This window comes from Bacillus cereus group sp. Bce041 (genome assembly GCF_052646455.1).
The window spans coordinates 160,976-180,146 of sequence record NZ_JBQXON010000004.1; the positions used below are offsets into that span (position 1 = coordinate 160,976).

The following is a 19,171-nucleotide window of genomic DNA, read 5'->3' on the forward strand; positions in this document are numbered from 1 at the left end:
GATTTTCTTTTTTATTTGTGAAATAGACAAGAAATAGTCACATTTAATATGCATCTACTATAGCCAAAACAATAAAGTCCTGTTACTATTACAGGGATATTCTCTTTTCATAACATAAATATATAGAAAAATTAGAAAAGAGGAATTGAATTAAGGGAGGAACAACATGAATCGTGTTGCTTGGATTACTGATAGTACAACTGCGAGTTTTAAAACAGAAGGAGATAACTTTGTTATCCCAATTGAAGTTATTATTGATGGTGTGTCGTACAAAGATTGTGAAGAAGGTGTGCGTGAGCGCGTTTATAATGCTTTGAACGAAGGTAAAACTGTCACTACATCACAGCCTAACATAGGGGAAATGGTAGAGTTATTTTCGAAATGCAAAGAAGAATATGAAGAAGGATTTGCAGTTGCTATTAGCGGAAAAGTAAGTGGAACCTATCAAAACATGAAGTTAGCTGCAGAAATGGCAGGTTTCCCATTAACGGTATTAGATAGCGAAACAACAAGTTATCCAATGGATGAACTAATTAGAAAAGCGAAATCGTTATACAATGATGGTATGACTTTACAAGATATACACAAAACATTAGTAGATGAAAAAAGAAGACCTTTCCATGTATTCCCGAAAAGTTTAAAAGGCCTTTATGCAAGTGGACGTGTAAAGGGAGTTCAATTTTTACTTGGAAGTTTATTAAGTGTCAACTTAATATTAGAAGTAAAAGGTGGAGAGCTTTTACTTGAAAAGAAAGTACGTAAAATCCAAAAATGCCGAGAATACATTAAAAATGAACTTGAAAAAGAATTGCCAAAAGTACTTCACATGTTCCATGCTAACGATAAAGATGGAGCTGAAGAATGGATTGCAGATATTAGACAAGCATTCCCTGAAATGGATTTCAAACTATATCCATTACCAATTTCATTTGCAGTTCATGCAGGTGAAGGTACAATAGCAATTAGTTATTAAGAAGAAAACCCGTGAATGATACGCGGGTTTTTTTATTTATAAATGGTGCATACCACGCCACCATCAAGTTGAAGTTTTATAGCGCTCTAGAACGAAATTTGTGTTAACTCGAAACAAAAATCTTATTTTATCATTTTTGGGGAGCAACCACAATTTCTTGACTTGATTTGAGATTAAAAATATAAACCTTTTCCTACTGGCTGAACAGTTTCTAGTACAATATCAACCATTTCTTCATTAAGTAGGGTCCTTATAATCCAAGCTGATAGTTCTTGAGCAGCAAAACAACCTGCAGCAGTCGAGATATTTCCTTCGTTTACGAAACTTTTCTCAATAACGTCTACACCAAATTCTTTAAGTTGTTCTACTGCTGAGGGATATGTAGTAGCTTTTTTACCAGTTAGTAATTTTTTAGCCCCTAATAGTAGTGAACCAGAACACATAGATCCTATTAATTGTCTTTGAGGATCTACATGAATGCTATTAATATATTGTTGATTTTTATATAAATCCTTTACACCTTTACCACTTGCAAATATTACAGCGTCGGCAAAAGGGATATCAGATATGCTTCCTGTCATGGGAATACGCAAGCCAGACATAGATATATGAGTTTCTTCTGTTCCTAAAAGCTGTACATCCCAATCAGAAAGACCACCGACTAAACGTACACGATTTAATAAATCCCATGGTAGAAAAACATCTATATCAGTAAAGTTATCGAAGCAGACTATTGCAATTTTCATTTTCTAACCCTCCACTTATGTATATCATTTTATTTATAATATAAACATCTCCTTTTTATGTTCTATATCAAGTTATAAATCCCTGTATATTACACGTATATGAAGGAGGTGTAGTGATTTTTTAATTCCTCTAAACATAAAAAGATATAAAATCATTTTCTTGGTTTCTATCGATTTTTTGTACAAAACCAAGACCCGTAGCAACAACTCGTATGGTATTGGGGATGAGGATTTTTAAAATTCTCAAGGAAATAGGTGTAATTTATCACACATACAAATAGAAATAAAAACGTCATCCTTTCTTATAAATTCACAGATAGAAACACGTTTTTCGCTTTTAGGGGGCATTGTTTCAGTAGTTTACTAATCTATATATAATATGATTTTTATAATTTCCGTAAAATAATTTTGACGTATTTATTTTTTCAATATAAAATAATATTCATCCATCCAAATTTAACCAATAGTATATAAAAGATATATCTTTAGTTTCAAGGGGAAAGGTTAATATAAAAGTAAGGAAACTAGTTACGCTTGCAGTACCATTTATGCTATTATACGTGTCAGTTCAATTAAACAGAATTCTTCAAGGCAATTTCAGCAACTGAACGAAATCAGAATGGATATTATTTTTGAAGAAAAAGTTTAAGGAACAATTGATGAGTTATACCGAAAATCGGAAATTTATAATAGAAAATAAGTTTCATATAGAGGTGAAATTATATGCCTAAAATTGACAATATGTTAGCAATTCTTTGGATGCTTCGTTCAGGTGAAAAAATTACTGCAAAACAAATTTCAGAAAAGTTAGAGATGAATATAAGGACTGTGTATCGTTATATTGATACAATTTCAACTAGTGGAGTACCTATAATTTCAGAACCAGGACATAACGGCGGATACACTTTATTGAACAATTTTATTGAAGTCCCTCTTTTTTTTGATTTTGAGGAGCAAACTTCACTATTTCATGCTGCTGTTTTTGCAGAAGAAGCCGGGTATTATGGAGGTGAAGCATTAAATAGGGCCATTTCAAAACTAAGTAAATACTCAAATCAAGAGCAGGAAACAAAGATAAATCAACATTTAACTAGTCTTGAAGTAATAAGTCGATTAAGTCCGCTCTCTATAGAAACTTTTTTGAAGGAGTTGGAGCAGGCCGTAGCTGACGGGTACTCAGTAAAAATTCTTTACCATAAAAATGGTGAAAAGAAATTAAATTATAGATTGGTCGATCCATACAGAATTATCTATTGGAATAATAAATGGTATGTGATTGGATTTTGTCATCTTAGGAATGATATCCGTAGTTTTAGAGTAGATCGAATTGAAAGTTTAATGTTAACGGAAAATAAGTTTAACCGGCCAGAAAATTTTTCAGCACGGGACTTTTTTATAAAAAGTCTTCTTCCAACTATAGAAGATAAGAAAGATATTATTTCTTTGGTTATTAATGGGGATAAAAATGTATTAGCTGATATTTGCCAACATTGGTTTTTAGGACATTATTTACAAGAACGGACTTCAAATCAAGCTGTTTTTCTTCTTGAAAAAGATATGATACATACATATGTACCTTATTTACTTTTATCGTACAATAAATCTATTAAAGTTATTGAGCCAATAAGTCTTAAGAAAAGACTTATTGAAGTTCTGTCGGAACTAATAAAATTTCATCAAGTATGATAACTTCCCTGACGTTAACTGTCAGGGAAGTTATATTATAATAGCTGTATAAATTGTGATTGGAGTGTTATTGGATGCAAACAAAAAAAGTTTTTCTATATGTATTTAATACAATGTCGGACTGGGAATATGGATATTTAATTGCTGAACTAAACTCAGGAAGATATTTCAAAAAAGATTTAGCACCTTTAAAAGTAATTACAGTAGGAGCTAATAAAGAAATGATTACTACTATGGGAGAACTGAGCATAAAACCAGATATTTCCCTTGATGAATGTACTCTTGAGAGTAAAGATCTTTTAATTTTACCAGGAGGGACTACTTGGAGCGAAGAAATTCATCAACCTATCTTGGAAAGAATTGGCCAAGCTCTAAAGATTGGCACTATTGTTGCTGCAATTTGTGGTGCAACTGATGCCCTAGCGAATATGGGATACTTGGATACTAGAAAGCATACAAGTAATAACTTAGAATATACTAAAATGGTATGTCCTAACTATAAAGGAGAAAAGTTTTATGAGTTGGGATCTGCGGTATCTGATGCGAATTTAGTTACTGCATCAGGAATAGCTCCTCTGGAATTTGCAAGGGAGGTACTGAAAAAAATAGATGTATTTACACCAGATGCATTACATTCATGGTATAACCTAAATAAGACTCATAAACCTGAATACTTCTTCCAGTTAATGAATTCAATAAAGAAATGAAATAATTAAAAAGCGCAATTTCTCTGTTTTGATTTGCAGAGAAATTGCGCTTTTTAATTTGGAATTCCCTTATCATTGTAAATCGGCATTTTCCTGACGCTCTCCCTATGTAACCTTCTACAGTAATCCTACTCCAACAATTCAATAAAGCGATGCTATAATGTCCGTTTATAGGTACATTTCATTAAGTAGAGAGTAATAAATCTATTTAGGTTTAATAATTTTGATACTGACAATTTAACATACATAAAACCAAAAGTTGCATGTTATATTATTAGGCACAACAATATAAATAATACTATTTGTTTATTCCGTAAATAATGCTGATAAAAAAAGGTGAAAGGATTTTTAAAGATAAAAATAGAAATCTATATAAAAAAATATTTAAATGGTAGGGATATTATGAAAATCGGTAAGTTTGGTGAAGTAAATAACATAAGTATTGATACAATTAGACATTATATGGATCTCAGTCTCATTATTCCTGAAAAAAAAGGAGGGCACTATTTTTTTGATGAGTATTGTCAAAGAGATTTAGAACTTATATTACATTATAAAGATTTAGGGTTTAGCTTGAATGAAATTAAAGAACTATTTTTTTATAAAAATTTAGCGAAATCTATGAATTACGAAAAAATTACCTTTTACCAATCTTTATTTAAACTAAAATATGACGAAATGGAACAGGAAATAGAACTTTTGGAGAAGAAACGGGATAAATTAAAGGAAGCGTTACATAATTTATCTATAGAAACTGAAATCTCGAGTTCAATTTTAGGGGTAGATTTAAAAGTACTTCATTTATTTAAATGTGTTAAGTGTAACGGAAATTTAATTCTTGAAGATGGGATTATTAATAAGAATCAAATTATTGAAGGAAAGTTAATTTGTAATTGTGGTGAAGAATACGCGATTATTTCAGGGGTTTTAACAGCTGGTAACTCGTTGAAAGCGTATGAAAAGACATCACTTGAAGATTCTATTTCGGATTATATCCATGAAACCGATACTGCTTTTTTGGAAAATGTTCAAAGAGGAGGAGAATGGTCAAAAAAGAAACTAATGCAACTAGATTTAAATGAAAAAATACTACTTGATTTAGGGTCTGGTATTGGGTTCTTTTTACGAAATATTTATGAAGAACTACCGGAAGATTGTTTTTATATTGCTGTTGATCGAGATTTGAATAAACTTTTACTTTTAAAAGATGTAATTGAGAGAAGAAATGTGAAAAGAAATATTGTATTTATTTGTGCCGACTTTCTAAACATACCTATTCAGAGTAGTTCTATTGATATTGTAATTGATCAATCAGGTACAAGTAATTATAGTTTTGAACATGAGGAGTTCTTATTGCGCGAATTAAATTCCCTTTTTAAAAACAATTGTTATTTATTAAGTTCATTTATTTTATTTAATAAATTCAGCATAAATAGCCAAATTGCACCTAGACTCCGAGGGAATTTTACATCTGCAAAAGTAACGAAAGAAATCCAAAATTTACAGTTTCAATCGATTGATGAAAGCACTTCAAATTATTTAAAAAGAGGCGGAAAGTACGAGGATTTCTTTGTTCAAGGAGAAGAAATTTATACATATTCATTTTTCGGAAAAAGATGGGGTTAACTCCATCTTTTATTTATTTTCCCTTAAAACTTTTCAAATCGTACATATTGCTATTGGGCTGACCCAAGAACTTACAATGTACGTAATACAAAGTTATGCAGGGGGGAAAATGATGGGAAGTTTACGATTACATATAGAAAATAAAAATAGAAACCAAGAACTAAGAAATATTTGTTTATATTCAATTGCAAAAACAGTATCACTATTTGGTAGCTCTATTTATAGTTTCGCATTAGGATTGTATGTATTACAAATAACCGGATCTGCTTTAAATTTCGCGATTACGCTTATTTTAGGAACGATTCCAATGATCGTTATGAATCCATTTGCCGGTGTCATTGCTGATAAGGTTGATAAAAAGAAACTCGTCGTTTGCATGGATGTATTAAGCGGGTGCTTATTAATAACTGTTTATATATTAAGCAACTATTATGGATTAAACTTATTCATTATTTATACTACTACCTTTCTTATGACCGTATTTACAACGTTTTTTGGAATAGGATTAGAGGCCGTAAAACCGAATATGGTTACTAAAGAACGGTTAATGAGTATTAATTCTATAAGTAAAATTATTGATTCTATATCTTTAATTTTAGGGCCTATGTTAGGGGGTATTGTTTTTGCAGTCTTTGATATGAAAACTTTTATAATTATTAACGGTATTTCATTTATCCTTTCGGCTATATCCATATTGTTTATAAACTTTAAATTGTGCGAGCAAAACATAAATGAGGAATGTTCAATTAGAGAAATTAATTTTATTGAAGATATAAAGGAGGGATACTCTTACTTATTGGAGCGGAAAAGCTTAAAAAATACTTTTAGTATTTTAATTTCCCTTAATTTCTTTTTAGGCTTTGCTGTAACCGTTCCGTTGCCATACATTATTAACACAGTTCTCAATCTTAATTCTAAGCAATTTGGTATGATTCAAGGGACTTTTCCGATAGGTATGATAGTTGGTGCAATATTAGTGAAAAAGATAACTGATTGTTATTCTTATTCTTATCTATTGAAAAAAATAAGTTTTATGTTGGCAATTTTTATGATAGTTTCAGGGATACCTGTTTTATTTAAATCTATTGTAGTAAATAATTTGGTATATGTTACTACGTATTGCATGATTATGTTCTTTTTAGGATTTATGATAGCACAAATTGATATTCCTTTAATGTATTTCATGCAAAATGAGATTCCTGAAGAATATAGAGGAAGAGTTCTTAGTATTGGATTAAGCTTAGGTAAAATAATGCAACCAATAGCACTTGCAATATCAGGACTATTATTAAATTTCATTCCAGCCTACACGCTTCCCATTGCAGGGGGGATTGTATTTTTTACTTTGAATAAAATTTTAGCAAATAAGTTTAATTTAGAAATTCATTCAAAAGATTATAGTGTTTAACGTAACTTAAAAAGCGCAGGATCAGCATCCTGCGCTTTTCTATCGTAATTCAGCTGTTTTTCTAATAACGATCTTATCAATTTCATCTTCTTCATCACCAATAAATAATCCTCGTTCTTTTAAATATGCTTCAAAATATAAATCTGCTTCAGCGCGTTCGTCATATGGCTTTACAGAGAGAACGAAACCTAATTTGTTTTGTTCTTCTAAATGAGAAGTGGAGATGTAAGCCGGTACATTATGGCGTAAAAAGAGTTCTTTAACTGGAATAATCATATCTTTCATTAATTTTGTTAGCATACCCATTTCAAACTCGAAATTAAAGCGATCTATACTAGATAAATCAGCGAATACTACACCGATAAAACCTGTATTAAATACTTCTTGATATTCTACATCTTCATCATGGCCGCCATAAAAATTCTTTTCGATTAAATAATTTACAAAATAAGCAACGCCATCACTTTGTTCAAATGGTTTCGTTGAAAGAACAAAGCCAATTTTCTTTTGTTTATGTAAATACACACATGACATGTATGCTGAAATGTTATGTTCTTTAAACAAAGCGCTTGTTGCTCCAGAGAGACCATCTAATACGTGATGAACAATTTGAAGTTTTTTACGAGCGAAATAATAGGATTTCTTTTGTAACTCCAATGTATCAATAAAGACAGAGCCGATAAAGCCTGTATTTGAAATAATAGGTGCTTGCTTTTTTCTTCCTCTGCGCTTTAATGGAGCCATTGTTAAAATCATCCCTTCATGTACGTTTAAAATAAAAAAGAACGTTTGTTCGTATATTTATATTTTACTATTAAAACGCTATAAAGTAAAGGGTTTTTGATGAAAATATAACAAAAAAGACACCTTATAAAAGGTGCCTTAAACGCTGTAGGGAATGGGGTTTATCCTAACTATTTATATTATGATACAGAAACAATCTCTTCTGTATCTTCTACATCTAAATGACAGTCCATAGTACGAACATCTTGATCTTCATGACTTCCGAAATAAATAGTAATTTTCATATGTATCGCTCCTTTATTCTAGGAATACCTAAAATAATTACTAGTAATGTTAATATTTATTATATACCACTTTTTTCATTCCGACAACGTTATATCATTTTTAATTATTTTAAACTATAGAGCACAATTTAAAGAGGTACTTTTTATAAAAAAAGGTAAATTTCTAATATGTTATATTTAATATAGAGGGATTCGAGTATTACTTTTTATGAAAAGGAGAACTATTGATGAATTATAAACAATTACTAATAGATAACTTTGCATTTAAAACTTCATATGTTGCGCAATTTGTGCCCGGAATGAGTATAAAAGAAACGAAAGATTATATTGCTGTTGATTGTGGATTACCTGCCGATACATTCAATATCATTACTCTACTGAACAATAATTTAACGGAAGGGTCGAGAAATTATATAAGGAGGTAGAATACTATAATCAAAAGAAATTTCCAATGAGTGTTTGGTTATGGGATGAGGAGCAAGAGCGGGATATACAAAGCGGGTTAAATAAAATCGGTTTAAAAGAAGCGGAGCAAAATATTGCGATGGTAGCAGACTTAAAAACAATTTCTCCAACAATACACATGCCAGTAAGTTTTACAATTCAACAAGCATCTTCACCTGGACTAATAAAAAAATTTGGAGAAACGTTAGCTAATCTATTCGGCACATCAGAAGAAGGTATACATGTACAAGCATTCTATAATCAAATTTCTAATCTTGATTTATGGAACAGTGAGAATATGAAACTATTTTTAGGGTTTTATGAAGGTGAAATCGTAACTGTTGGTTCATTGATATGTTCAAAAGATAGTATTGGTATTTATGACATAGCAACGAAAGAAGGAATGAGAGGACGAGGGTTCGGATCTGCTATGTTCAATTTCCTACTGCAAGAAGCACAAAAATTTAAAAATACGTATTGTGTATTACAAGCTTCAACCGATGGAATCAATATTTATAAAAAATCGGGATTTCAAGCTATCGGCAAAATGACTGTATTGGAAAATCGACATTTAATTGAGTAAATCATTCAAGTTAAATTGTCTTTATATAGGAGCTTATAAATCGTTATGAAAAAGATATATCTCGTTACAATAATTTGTGCCTTTATAATAATCAGTATCTTTGTTTTTCAGAAAATTAATGAACATAAGTATACTAAAGCTATGAATCAATCAAATCATATAAAAAATATCGCACATAGAGGTGCTTCTGCGTTCGCGCCTGAACATACAATAGCAGCATATCAATTAGGCCAACAAATGAATGGAGATTATATAGAAATTGATCTCCAAATGACAAAAGATGGGCATTTAGTGGCAATGCATGACGAAACCTTAAACCGTACAACAAATGGTACTGGGCTAGTGAAAGAGCATACATTAGAAGAAATAAAGCAACTAAATGCTGGTTCTTTTTTTAATGAAAAATATCCGAACTTAGCAAAGAAAGAATTTGAAAATGTTAAAGTCCCAACATTAACAGAAATTATTAAAACGTTTGGGCATAATGCGAACTATTATATCGAAACAAAATCACCTAATGAATATCCAGGAATGGAAGAAAAATTATTAGAAATTATTAATCATTATGAAATACAGGATAAAGTTATTATTCAATCGTTTAGTGAAGAAAGTCTACAAAAGATTCATGGCTTAAATAGTAATATATCCTTAGTACAATTATTACCTTATAAAAAAGCAGTTCAATTAACAGAATTAGAGATAGAAAAGTATAAAACGTACTGCATAGGTCTTGGTATGAATTACAAATATATTGATTCAGATTATGTAAAGAAAATAAAGAAAAGCGGATTAGAAGTTCATCCATTTACAGTAGATAATGAAAAAGATATGAAAAAGTTACTTTCATGGGGAGTCGATGGGATGTTTACTAATTATCCGGATCGTTTACATTCAATATTATTGGATTTGAAAAGTCATGAATAAGAAGTGTTATTCATAAAGGAAAAATTTACAAAACCTGCATATTAGGATTATCAATGCAAGAAGGCATGTAGCATATAAAAAGAAAATACCAAAAACCGCAACTTGAAGACTTAGGTTGTGGTTTTTTTATTGCTTCGATTTCAACTTACAAAGTTTGAAGCTAGAAGTGAAAACCTTTTTAGCTGAATTGGCTTCCTATGTATTTGTACTTCGTATCGTTCTAGGTATATGTACAACCCGTGAGACGAGTTTTGCATAGGATAATAGAAAAGGAGATGTTGCATATTGAAATACCACAATAGAAATGTAAGTAATCTGAATAAATTAGCGGATAATACGAAAGCTGCAGCTTTTAAGTGGTATCAGTACTGTATCGACAATGGAATTGAAGTATTAATTTATGAAACAATCCGTACAGTCGAGCAACAACGTGAATATGTTCGTAAAGGAGCATCACAAACGATGCGCTCATATCACTTAGTAGGACAGGCATTAGATTTTGTTCCAATTCAGTCGAATGGTACAGAAGATTGGAATGGCTATAATAAAGAACCGTGGGCTTCAGCAATTCGTTATGCTAAACAAATTGGTTTCGAATGGGGCGGTGACTGGAAAGGATTTGTGGATAGCCCGCATTTGCAATATAACTACAAAGGGTATGGAACGGATACTTTTGGAAAAGGTGCTCAAAACGTAGTGACTCCTCCCACGTCGAATGATAATGTAGGGGTTGCTTATATTAACGGTAGTAATGTAAATTTACGAAAAGGACCTGGTACTGGATATGGCGTTATTCGTCAATTAGGGAAAGGAGAGTCCTACAAAGTATTTGGACAAACAAATGGTTGGTTAAATCTAGGTGGCGATCAGTGGGTTTATAACGATCCATCATACATCCGTTATACGGGAGGAAATGTACCAGCAACTTCACAATCATCAAATGATGGTGTAGGTGTAGTTACTATAATCGCGGATGTATTGCGTGTTCGTACCGGCCCTGGAACAAATTACGGCATTGTGAAAAACGTGTATCAAGGTGAAAAATATCAATCGTTTGGATATAAAGATGGTTGGTATAATGTTGGTGGAAATCAATGGGTTTCTGGTGAATATGTTACGTTTGTAAAGTGAAAATAAGAGCCGTCCAGTTGGGCGGCACTTTATTTTAAATATTCATAGGGCGAGCACTTATAATATCATTCGTGATGCATAGAGTATAATTTTTCATTCTAATAATCAGAAAGTAATCAAAATGTAATTAATTTCAACTACGCTTTTTATATTTTTTTGATACACTGGCTACGAGGGGGATACCAATTAAGGTCGGTAAAAGCCAAAACCATATTGGCGGAAGTAAATTTATAATGGGAATATGGATGCCGACATTTACTAAAAGTGCGGTGACTGCACCAATATAAGAACCTAACATGCCTCTAATGTGGTGATGGAGCCAATTTTTCCAACGTTTTTTTCGTGCAAGGTATCCATAAATCGCAAATGAATAAGAGAAGATTGCTACATAAAATAAATATGCGATTTTATCCCAGTTGATAATGGATAATATTATTGCCGTAAGGGTAATGACAACATAGGATGCATGATATATTTCGCCCCATTCGGTATGTTTTCCTTTCTTCTTTTGGGCAACCATCGCTACAATACCAGTGATTAAGCATATTGTTCCAAATAGGATGTGTATGGTTAAAAGAATGTTAAAAATGCTCATAATAATTCCTCCTTTTTTATTTTTATAGTATTGCAGTATAGGAGAAAAGTTGAAAAATATAGTTAGTTCGGCTTAATATATTGAAATAAAGGTACTCCTAGAACAAAACCCAATGATTTTAATATTTAGTGAGATGATTATTATGTTAAATGAAGGAGAGACTTCTATGTTTACATCTATTACATATTTACAATCTGGCAATGAGAAACAACAAAAAATATATGATGTTTTGAATAGCCTAAACATAATGGAGGATTTAGCTTTATATAATCCCGTTCTTTGCGGGACAATCCCTATAAGAATTGATACTCCTCAATCTGACTTAGATATTGTAATGGAAGTATATAATTTTGATGTTTTTGAGCAGGAAATGAGATCTTTATATGGTTCTTATGGAGGGTTCAACATAAAAAAGAAAAAAATTAAAGGTACTGAATCGATAAAGGTGAATTTTGAATTCGAAGGTTTTGAATTTGAATTATTTGCTCAACCGAAGCCAGTGCGTAATCAAAATGCATATAGACACATGATAGTGGAGCACATGCTATTAATGCAGCATCCCCATATAAGGGAAGAAGTTATTCGCTTAAAGGAACAAGGTTTAAAAACAGAACCTGCTTTTGCTCAAGTATTAAATATTGACGGAGATCCTTATGAAGAGCTTATTTTATTAGGGCAGGAAATGAAATTGTGGTAAATAAGATACATAAAAAAATCCTCCAAAAACAAAAGAGGATTTTTTTTTATGCCGTTAACTTCCGAATTAATTCACTGAGCAATTTAATTCCGTTAGTCATTTGTTCTGGAGTAGCATATCCATATGATAAACGAATGTACTGATCTGATTCTTCTTCATAAATACGTCCCGGATTTAAAAGAATTCCTTTTGATAGTGCCTCTGAAAATAGTTTTTTCATCCGAATGTTATGTATAACCTTTAGCCATATAAAAAATCCACCACTAGGAATATCCCATGATGCAATATCTGCACAATATTTATTTAAAGCTCGTATCATTATTTGTCTTCGTTCTTTCAGGTGCATTCTTACGTTTGCTACATGTTCTTCATAAAAACCTTCATTTATCCATTCAGCAGCTACTCTTTGAGATAAAGAGCTGGATCCATAGTCTGTTTGCATTTTTATATCTGACAATCTATCAATAACAGGTTCTGGTCCGATTATCCATCCAATTCTAAGTCCTGGGCTAAGTGTTTTAGAGAGACTACCAATATATAATACATGTCCATGTTTATCCATCGACTTTAAAGGAGCTGGAGGTGATTCATCAAGCCATAACTCTCGGTATATATCATCCTCGATGATAGGCAATTGCTCTTTTTCACATATTTTTAATATTTCTTTTCTTCGCTCTTTGGACATCAATATCCCCGTTGGATTTTGAAAACAAGGGATTGAATATAAAATATTATTCTTTTGACTATATTTAATTCGTTTTAATAAGTCGTTAGGTAAAATACCGTGATGATCCATTGATATACCGGATAAATTTATATTTGCTGATTGAAAAACATGAAGTGAATATAAGTAAGAAGGTTGTTCAAGTAAAACAGTTGATTTTCTATGTAAAAGACCAATCGATATTAATTGTAATGCTTGGAGTGCACCAGAGACTATTAATATAGAATCCGGTGATGCATGTATTCCAAATGATCTTACATATTTGCTTATTGCTTCACGTAACGGATAAATACCTTTTTGTTCTTCGTATCCGAAATAATCTAATTCCTCACTGACGTTTTTTATTATAGATTGCATAGTTTCGAGTGGGAAAAGATGAGGTGCAAGTTCACCTTTACTAAGATGGATAAGCGTTTTATTTGCTTCTGCTTCATTTATTTCTCGCACCATTAACTTACTTGGTTTATGAATACCGGCTTTTACATATTCACTCCAATCGGGCGGAGGATTAGTTGCTAATAATGACCATGTATTATTTGTTACAATTGTTCCTGCTCCGATTTGTCCTTGAATTAAACCATCTGCTATAAGTTCATCTAGCGCAGTAATTACAGTACTTCGATTTACATGAAATAATTTTGCTAACTGCCGCTGACTAGGGATTTTACTTCCAATTGGCCATTCTCCGTTTTCAATTTTTTCTTTCATATAGTCTATTATCTGCTGATATTTGGGCACTTTTTTATCGGTCGTCATATAAAAAACTCCTTCGTTTATTTAAAAGATTCAAAGTGGTTGGTTTTTCCGATAAATAACTGGTTGAAGACATTGTATCAACTATTAAATATGATGAAAAGAAATAATTGGTAATTTAAAAATGGTTGGTTTTTTAGGGAAGGAGAGAAAATATGCATAATAAAAAATGGGATTTACGCATTATATGTGCTCACGCTTTTACAATTCTTATATGGGGAACTGCTTTTCCAGCAATTCGTATGGGGCTTGAATCTTATACGCCTGAACACCTTACTTTACTACGCTTATTAATCGCCTCATTTATACTTTTGTTATTTTCATTTATATACAAACTACGACTACCGGATTTAAAGGATATCCCAGCAATTTTTATATTTGGTGCTTTAGGGTTTACTATTTATCACATCGCATTAAATTACGGCGAAAAAACAGTAAATGCTGGATCTGCAAGTTTAATAATTTCAGTCACTCCAATAGTAACGGCAATTCTTGCTTCTGTTTTTTTGAATGAAAAAATGAAATTAAATGGTTGGCTTGGTGGTGTAATTAGTTTTGCAGGAATTGCCTTAATTTCATTTAGCCAGGGCGATGCTATTCAATTGAATAGCGGGGGATTATTTATATTATTAGCGGCGATTTCAGAAAGTCTATTTTTCGTTTTCCAAACATCTTACTTAGAAAAATACGGCTTCTTACCATTTACCATATATACAATTTTGTCTAGTACTGTATGTATGCTTATTTTCTTACCCGGAGTTTATCAAGAAATACTAGCAGCTCCTCTTGAAGTTAACTTGAGCGTTATATATTTAGGTGTCTTTCCAACAGTACTCCCGTATATTGCATTGGCCTATATTATATCTCGTGCTGGTGCTTCTGAAGCAACAAGTTCTCTATATTTAACGCCAATAACTGCGTGTTTCATTGCTTGGATATGGTTAGGAGAAGTGCCAACTTTAGTTTCGATAATTGGCGGAGGAATTACTATACTTGGAATTGTGATTGCTCATATACCAATATTAAGAAAAGAAAAACATAGGAATTTAGCAAATAATCAATCCGTATAATGTAATTCAATAATAATTTTATGATACTTTTTTATATAGTTTCTTTCTTATGTTGATAAATACAATATTTTGTATTTCAGTTAAATATTGTATGTTACATTTTATGTAGTAAGCATTTTAAAAGGAGCTGACAACATAATGAATGGAAAAAGAAATATTTTTACATGTATTTCTATTGTAGGAATCGGACTAGCTAGTTTTTCTAATTCTAGTTTCGCAGCAAGTGTAACGGACAATTCAATACAAAATTCTATTCCCGTAGTTAATCAACAAGTAGCTGCTGCAAAGGAAATGAAACCATTTCCCCAGCAAGTTAATTATGCAGGTGTTATAAAACCGAATCATGTTACACAGGAAAGTTTAAATGCTTCTGTAAGAAGTTACTACGATAATTGGAAAAAGAAATATTTGAAAAATGATTTATCTTCTTTACCTGGTGGTTATTACGTAAAAGGAGAGATTACAGGTGATGCGGATGGGTTTAAGCCACTTGGAACTTCAGAAGGTCAAGGGTATGGGATGATAATTACAGTATTAATGGCTGGTTATGATTCGAATGCTCAAAAAATATATGACGGATTATTTAAAACAGCAAGAACTTTTAAAAGCTCTCAAAATCCTAATTTAATGGGATGGGTTGTCGCAGATAGTAAAAAAGCACAAGGTCATTTTGATTCTGCTACTGATGGAGATTTAGATATTGCGTATTCTCTTCTTCTTGCTCATAAGCAGTGGGGATCTAATGGAACAGTTAATTATTTGAAAGAAGCACAAGACATGATTACAAAAGGTATTAAAGCTAGTAATGTTACAAATAATAACCGACTAAATTTAGGAGATTGGGATTCTAAAAGTTCACTTGATACGAGACCATCTGATTGGATGATGTCACACCTTAGAGCATTTTATGAATTTACAGGTGATAAAACTTGGCTTACTGTTATTAATAATTTGTACGATGTTTATACGCAATTTAGTAATAAGTACTCTCCAAATACAGGACTTATTTCAGATTTCGTTGTAAAAAACCCACCACAACCCGCACCTAAAGACTTCTTAGATGAGTCAGAATATACAAATGCATATTATTATAATGCTAGTCGAGTACCTTTAAGAATTGTAATGGACTATGCGATGTACGGCGAGAAGCGAAGTAAAGTCATTTCTGATAAAGTCTCTTCATGGATTCAAAATAAAACGAATGGAAATCCTTCTAAAATTGTGGATGGTTATCAATTAAATGGATCCAATATTGGTAGTTATCCAACTGCTGTATTTGTTTCACCGTTTATTGCTGCAAGTATAACGAGTAGCAATAATCAAAAGTGGGTAAATAGTGGTTGGGATTGGATGAAGAATAAGAGAGAAAGTTATTTTAGTGATAGTTATAATTTATTAACTATGTTATTTATTACAGGAAATTGGTGGAAGCCTGTACCTGATGATAAAAAAACACAAAATCTAATAAATGATGCAATTTATGAAGGATACGATAATTAATTAAATTTGAGAATGGTTACTGAAGAAAGGAATTAGCATTCGCTAGTTCCTTTTTAATGTTTTGTAAAACATTATCCATTCTAAAATTCGCATAGATATACTTGCTTTTTTCATATACATAGTTATTGATGACTCTATGTTTTTATGAAGGGAGAGTATTTCTTGGAAAAAGTATTATTTTTCGGAGATCCAGGTATTGATGACTCATTTGCCATTATGTATGGTTTACTGCATCCCGAAATTGAAATTGTCGGTATTGTAACCGGATACGGAAATGTTGAGCATATACATGCTGCACATAATGCAGCGTATATTTTACAGTTAGCAAATAGACAAAACATTCCTGTCATTAGTGGTGCAACAAAACCACTGACAGAAGAAATCACTACGTACTATCCTGAAATTCACGGAGCAGAAGGATTAGGGCCCATCCATGTTCCAGGAAATATATTATCTATTCCAATATATAATTTCGGCAGTATTGCTGCGATTCTTATAAAGTACGGAAAAGATTTAACGATTGTTGATGTAGGAAGATCTACCTCGTTAGCAATTGCTTTTAATTTATGGAATGATTTAATGCTAAATGTAAAAGGAATCTATTTCATGGGTGGTGTTTTTTTAGAAGTAGGAAACGTTACGCCATTAGCAGAGGCAAACGTGTATGGAGATCCGATAGCAAGTAAAATTGTTTTCCATCAAGCAAAGAATTTATTCATATTCCCTTTAAATGTAACAAACAAAGCTGTGTTAACACCAAATGTATTTAACTATATTCAAGCTAATGCAAAGAATCCATTTCATATGATAATGAAACCAATGTATGACTACTATCTATCCGCATACCAAAAACTTAATCCATCTATGGAAGGACCTTTGCTACATGATGTGGTTGCAATAAGCGGATTAGTAAATCCAAGTTTTTTTGAATTTGTGCATCGTACAGTAAATGTAGATACATACGGAGATACGAAAGGACAAACATTTGCTGATTTTCGCCCTAACTCTAAATCTGAAGGAGCCCGTATAGCTTTAGAAATAGATGCAGAAAAATTCATTCAAGATTTTATAAAAATTATGTTATAAGTTGCTGTCGAAAAAGGGAATTATTTCAATGCGTTGAATATAAAAATACATCCTCTAGATAAAGGAGCTTACAATATTGAATGTCCAGTTAAAGGTTGTTACGAGAGACAATTGGGAAGATGCATTAAAGTTACAAGTTAAAGAAGATCAAAGAAAATTTGTCCCCGCTGTAGCAGTTTCACTTGCTAAAGTATATATAAAACCAGATGGTGACAATGTAGAGTACATACCATTCGCTATATACGATGGTGACCTTATGGTTGGTTTTGTTATGCATGCTGTTGTAATAGAGACATCGGATATGTATTGGATTAACGGATTTATTATTGATCAATCGCAACAAGGTAATGGTTATGGAAAAGCAGCATTACAAGAAAGTATTGATATAATAAAAAATACTTTTAAATCGTGTAAAGAAATAAGATTAACCGTACATAAAGATAATCTCTCTGCAAAGAAATTATATGAACGATATGGTTTCATATCATTAGGACAGGAGTATGATGGTGAGCAAGTATACCGTTTATTTGTTTAACTATTAAGAAGTAAAGGTGTGAAATGAAATATGCAATTTACTGAAGTGAAAATTGAAGTGTTCATTCCTGAAGAATATATTGAAACATTAAGGGATGAATTAAATAAAATTGGAGCATGTAAAACGGGCGAATATGACCATTGTCTTTCCTATAGTTCAGTGAAAGGATATTGGAGACCTTTAGAAGAGGCATCTCCTTTTAATGGAGAAATTGGTCAAATATGCGAAGGACAAGAATGTAAAGTTGAAATAAAGTGTAAACGAGAACTTGTAAAAGATGCTCTTGAAGTTATTAATGATATTCATCCGTATGAAACACCTATGATTTATATTATACCAATACTAAATGACTATTTTGAGAAACTATACATTAAATAACTAGGAGGAATATCAATTGAAAAGTAAATTTCATCATATTGTACGAGCAGTCATGATAAAAGATGAAAAATTATTAGTTGCTGAATATATCGGCCATCATTATTTTTTACCTGGTGGCCATGTTGAAATTGGAGAATCAGCAGAGAATGCATTAAAAAGAGAGTTAAGAGAAGAACTTGGAGTAAACTGTAGTATACAACAATTTTTAGGCGTCATAGAAAATCAATGGCAAGATAAAGAAGTGCTTCATCATGAAATTAACCACATTTTTGAAGTAGAGTCACAAGATTTACATACGGACTTAACACCGAAATCTAGCGAGTCTCATTTAGCATTTCACTGGATAGATTATAATAAAGAAGCCTTAAATCATTATGAAATCATGCCAATGCCTTTAGTGAAGGAATTACTAGAAAGAAAGTTAAGTGATGAACTACTAAATTGTTGGATTAGTAATTTTTAAATCACTTTATTTATAGTAAATACGTCCATCGAATGAATATAAAGAAAATAGGCTGAAAAACAAGGTACATCACCTAGTGTAAGTTCATATTTTGTTGATGTACGCATTTAGTCT

Annotated in this window: 18 protein-coding genes and 1 pseudogene; 15 read left to right on the forward strand and 4 right to left on the reverse strand. The window is 31.7% G+C overall.

The window, feature by feature from the left end; translation table 11 throughout:
* The first annotated feature begins 166 nt into the window (after nucleotides 1–166).
* Complete coding sequence (locus ACUN13_RS15010) at nucleotides 167–973, forward strand: DegV family protein (RefSeq protein WP_075677074.1); 807 nt, start codon at nucleotides 167–169, stop codon at nucleotides 971–973.
* 173 nt (nucleotides 974–1,146) lie between these two features.
* Here the strand turns inward: ACUN13_RS15010 and ACUN13_RS15015 are convergent, their stop codons facing one another.
* On the reverse strand, nucleotides 1,147–1,719 hold the full coding sequence (locus tag ACUN13_RS15015; protein WP_000684454.1) for a DJ-1/PfpI family protein: 573 nt from the start codon (nucleotides 1,717–1,719) through the stop codon (nucleotides 1,147–1,149).
* A 723-nt stretch (nucleotides 1,720–2,442) separates the two neighbouring features.
* Between ACUN13_RS15015 and ACUN13_RS15020 the strand changes: the two genes are divergently transcribed.
* The 4 genes from ACUN13_RS15020 (at nucleotide 2,443) to ACUN13_RS15035 (ending at nucleotide 7,146) form a co-directional block, all read left to right on the forward strand.
* Nucleotides 2,443–3,405: a helix-turn-helix transcriptional regulator gene (locus ACUN13_RS15020; RefSeq protein ID WP_075677076.1), complete on the forward strand. Its 963-nt coding sequence runs from the start codon at nucleotides 2,443–2,445 to the stop codon at nucleotides 3,403–3,405.
* A 74-nt stretch (nucleotides 3,406–3,479) separates the two neighbouring features.
* Nucleotides 3,480–4,112 carry a type 1 glutamine amidotransferase family protein gene (locus tag ACUN13_RS15025; protein ID WP_409532052.1) on the forward strand — a complete coding sequence of 211 codons (633 nt, stop codon included), beginning with the start codon at nucleotides 3,480–3,482 and terminating at the stop codon, nucleotides 4,110–4,112.
* 402 nt (nucleotides 4,113–4,514) lie between these two features.
* A complete protein-coding gene (locus ACUN13_RS15030; RefSeq protein ID WP_409532054.1) occupies nucleotides 4,515–5,738 on the forward strand; it encodes a methyltransferase domain-containing protein in 1,224 nt (407 codons plus the stop codon).
* A 112-nt stretch (nucleotides 5,739–5,850) separates the two neighbouring features.
* The gene (locus tag ACUN13_RS15035; RefSeq protein WP_025687543.1) at nucleotides 5,851–7,146 is read left to right on the forward strand and encodes an MFS transporter; all 1,296 of its coding nucleotides are present in this window, start codon (nucleotides 5,851–5,853) and stop codon (nucleotides 7,144–7,146) included.
* 39 nt (nucleotides 7,147–7,185) lie between these two features.
* On the opposite strand, the gene ACUN13_RS15040 is transcribed toward ACUN13_RS15035, so the two are convergent.
* Nucleotides 7,186–7,890, reverse strand: coding sequence for a hypothetical protein (locus ACUN13_RS15040; RefSeq protein ID WP_000035356.1), 705 nt, complete (start codon nucleotides 7,888–7,890; stop codon nucleotides 7,186–7,188).
* Nucleotides 7,891–8,401: 511 nt separating this feature from the next.
* On the opposite strand from ACUN13_RS15040, the pseudogene ACUN13_RS15045 reads away from it, so the two are divergent.
* From ACUN13_RS15045 to ACUN13_RS15055, 3 genes and pseudogenes are all read left to right on the forward strand, one after another.
* Nucleotides 8,402–9,201: pseudogene (locus tag ACUN13_RS15045) on the forward strand (GNAT family N-acetyltransferase).
* 45 nt (nucleotides 9,202–9,246) lie between these two features.
* A complete protein-coding gene (locus ACUN13_RS15050) occupies nucleotides 9,247–10,125 on the forward strand; it encodes a glycerophosphodiester phosphodiesterase (protein ID WP_242278185.1) in 879 nt (292 codons plus the stop codon).
* A 285-nt stretch (nucleotides 10,126–10,410) separates the two neighbouring features.
* Nucleotides 10,411–11,256 (forward strand): SH3 domain-containing protein, encoded by an 846-nt coding sequence (locus ACUN13_RS15055; protein WP_000873738.1) that lies wholly within the window; start codon nucleotides 10,411–10,413, stop codon nucleotides 11,254–11,256.
* A 133-nt stretch (nucleotides 11,257–11,389) separates the two neighbouring features.
* Here ACUN13_RS15055 and ACUN13_RS15060 read toward each other — a convergent pair whose 3' ends face one another.
* Nucleotides 11,390–11,851 (reverse strand): DUF2306 domain-containing protein, encoded by a 462-nt coding sequence (locus tag ACUN13_RS15060; RefSeq protein ID WP_438906194.1) that lies wholly within the window; start codon nucleotides 11,849–11,851, stop codon nucleotides 11,390–11,392.
* Nucleotides 11,852–12,017: 166 nt separating this feature from the next.
* Between ACUN13_RS15060 and ACUN13_RS15065 the strand changes: the two genes are divergently transcribed.
* On the forward strand, nucleotides 12,018–12,548 hold the full coding sequence (locus tag ACUN13_RS15065) for a DUF4269 domain-containing protein (RefSeq protein WP_000495197.1): 531 nt from the start codon (nucleotides 12,018–12,020) through the stop codon (nucleotides 12,546–12,548).
* A gap of 46 nt (nucleotides 12,549–12,594) precedes the next feature.
* Here the strand turns inward: ACUN13_RS15065 and norG are convergent, their stop codons facing one another.
* On the reverse strand, nucleotides 12,595–14,028 hold the full coding sequence (norG, locus tag ACUN13_RS15070; protein WP_409532056.1) for an efflux pump transcription regulator NorG: 1,434 nt from the start codon (nucleotides 14,026–14,028) through the stop codon (nucleotides 12,595–12,597).
* A 152-nt stretch (nucleotides 14,029–14,180) separates the two neighbouring features.
* Here norG and ACUN13_RS15075 point away from each other — a divergent pair, with 152 nt between their 5' ends.
* The 6 genes from ACUN13_RS15075 to ACUN13_RS15100 all read left to right on the forward strand — a co-directional run bounded on the left by ACUN13_RS15075 (nucleotide 14,181) and on the right by ACUN13_RS15100 (nucleotide 19,057).
* Nucleotides 14,181–15,095 (forward strand): DMT family transporter, encoded by a 915-nt coding sequence (locus tag ACUN13_RS15075; protein ID WP_000551622.1) that lies wholly within the window; start codon nucleotides 14,181–14,183, stop codon nucleotides 15,093–15,095.
* Nucleotides 15,096–15,233: 138 nt separating this feature from the next.
* Nucleotides 15,234–16,595, forward strand: a complete 1,362-nt coding sequence (locus ACUN13_RS15080; protein ID WP_001013617.1) for a glycosyl hydrolase family 8 — start codon at nucleotides 15,234–15,236, stop codon at nucleotides 16,593–16,595.
* Nucleotides 16,596–16,757: 162 nt separating this feature from the next.
* Nucleotides 16,758–17,681, forward strand: coding sequence for a nucleoside hydrolase (locus tag ACUN13_RS15085; protein WP_342761894.1), 924 nt, complete (start codon nucleotides 16,758–16,760; stop codon nucleotides 17,679–17,681).
* Between the two features lie 76 nt (nucleotides 17,682–17,757).
* The gene (locus tag ACUN13_RS15090; protein WP_001102671.1) at nucleotides 17,758–18,216 is read left to right on the forward strand and encodes a GNAT family N-acetyltransferase; all 459 of its coding nucleotides are present in this window, start codon (nucleotides 17,758–17,760) and stop codon (nucleotides 18,214–18,216) included.
* A gap of 30 nt (nucleotides 18,217–18,246) precedes the next feature.
* Nucleotides 18,247–18,594 (forward strand): divalent cation tolerance protein CutA, encoded by a 348-nt coding sequence (cutA, locus tag ACUN13_RS15095; RefSeq protein WP_001160791.1) that lies wholly within the window; start codon nucleotides 18,247–18,249, stop codon nucleotides 18,592–18,594.
* Nucleotides 18,595–18,610: 16 nt separating this feature from the next.
* A complete protein-coding gene (locus tag ACUN13_RS15100) occupies nucleotides 18,611–19,057 on the forward strand; it encodes an NUDIX domain-containing protein (RefSeq protein ID WP_000836832.1) in 447 nt (148 codons plus the stop codon).
* Nucleotides 19,058–19,171: the final 114 nt, after the last annotated feature.

Coding starts and splice junctions, on each gene's coding strand:
- ACUN13_RS15010 (WP_075677074.1), top strand. CDS start 167: ATGAATCGTGTTGCTTGGATTACTGATAGTACAACTGCGAGTTTTAAA.
- ACUN13_RS15015 (WP_000684454.1), bottom strand. CDS start 1,719: ATGAAAATTGCAATAGTCTGCTTCGATAACTTTACTGATATAGATGTT.
- ACUN13_RS15020 (WP_075677076.1), top strand. CDS start 2,443: ATGCCTAAAATTGACAATATGTTAGCAATTCTTTGGATGCTTCGTTCA.
- ACUN13_RS15025 (WP_409532052.1), top strand. CDS start 3,480: ATGCAAACAAAAAAAGTTTTTCTATATGTATTTAATACAATGTCGGAC.
- ACUN13_RS15030 (WP_409532054.1), top strand. CDS start 4,515: ATGAAAATCGGTAAGTTTGGTGAAGTAAATAACATAAGTATTGATACA.
- ACUN13_RS15035 (WP_025687543.1), top strand. CDS start 5,851: ATGGGAAGTTTACGATTACATATAGAAAATAAAAATAGAAACCAAGAA.
- ACUN13_RS15040 (WP_000035356.1), bottom strand. CDS start 7,890: ATGGCTCCATTAAAGCGCAGAGGAAGAAAAAAGCAAGCACCTATTATT.
- ACUN13_RS15050 (WP_242278185.1), top strand. CDS start 9,247: ATGAAAAAGATATATCTCGTTACAATAATTTGTGCCTTTATAATAATC.
- ACUN13_RS15060 (WP_438906194.1), bottom strand. CDS start 11,851: ATGAGCATTTTTAACATTCTTTTAACCATACACATCCTATTTGGAACA.
- ACUN13_RS15065 (WP_000495197.1), top strand. CDS start 12,018: ATGTTTACATCTATTACATATTTACAATCTGGCAATGAGAAACAACAA.
- norG (WP_409532056.1), bottom strand. CDS start 14,028: ATGACGACCGATAAAAAAGTGCCCAAATATCAGCAGATAATAGACTAT.
- ACUN13_RS15075 (WP_000551622.1), top strand. CDS start 14,181: ATGCATAATAAAAAATGGGATTTACGCATTATATGTGCTCACGCTTTT.
- ACUN13_RS15080 (WP_001013617.1), top strand. CDS start 15,234: ATGAATGGAAAAAGAAATATTTTTACATGTATTTCTATTGTAGGAATC.
- cutA (WP_001160791.1), top strand. CDS start 18,247: ATGCAATTTACTGAAGTGAAAATTGAAGTGTTCATTCCTGAAGAATAT.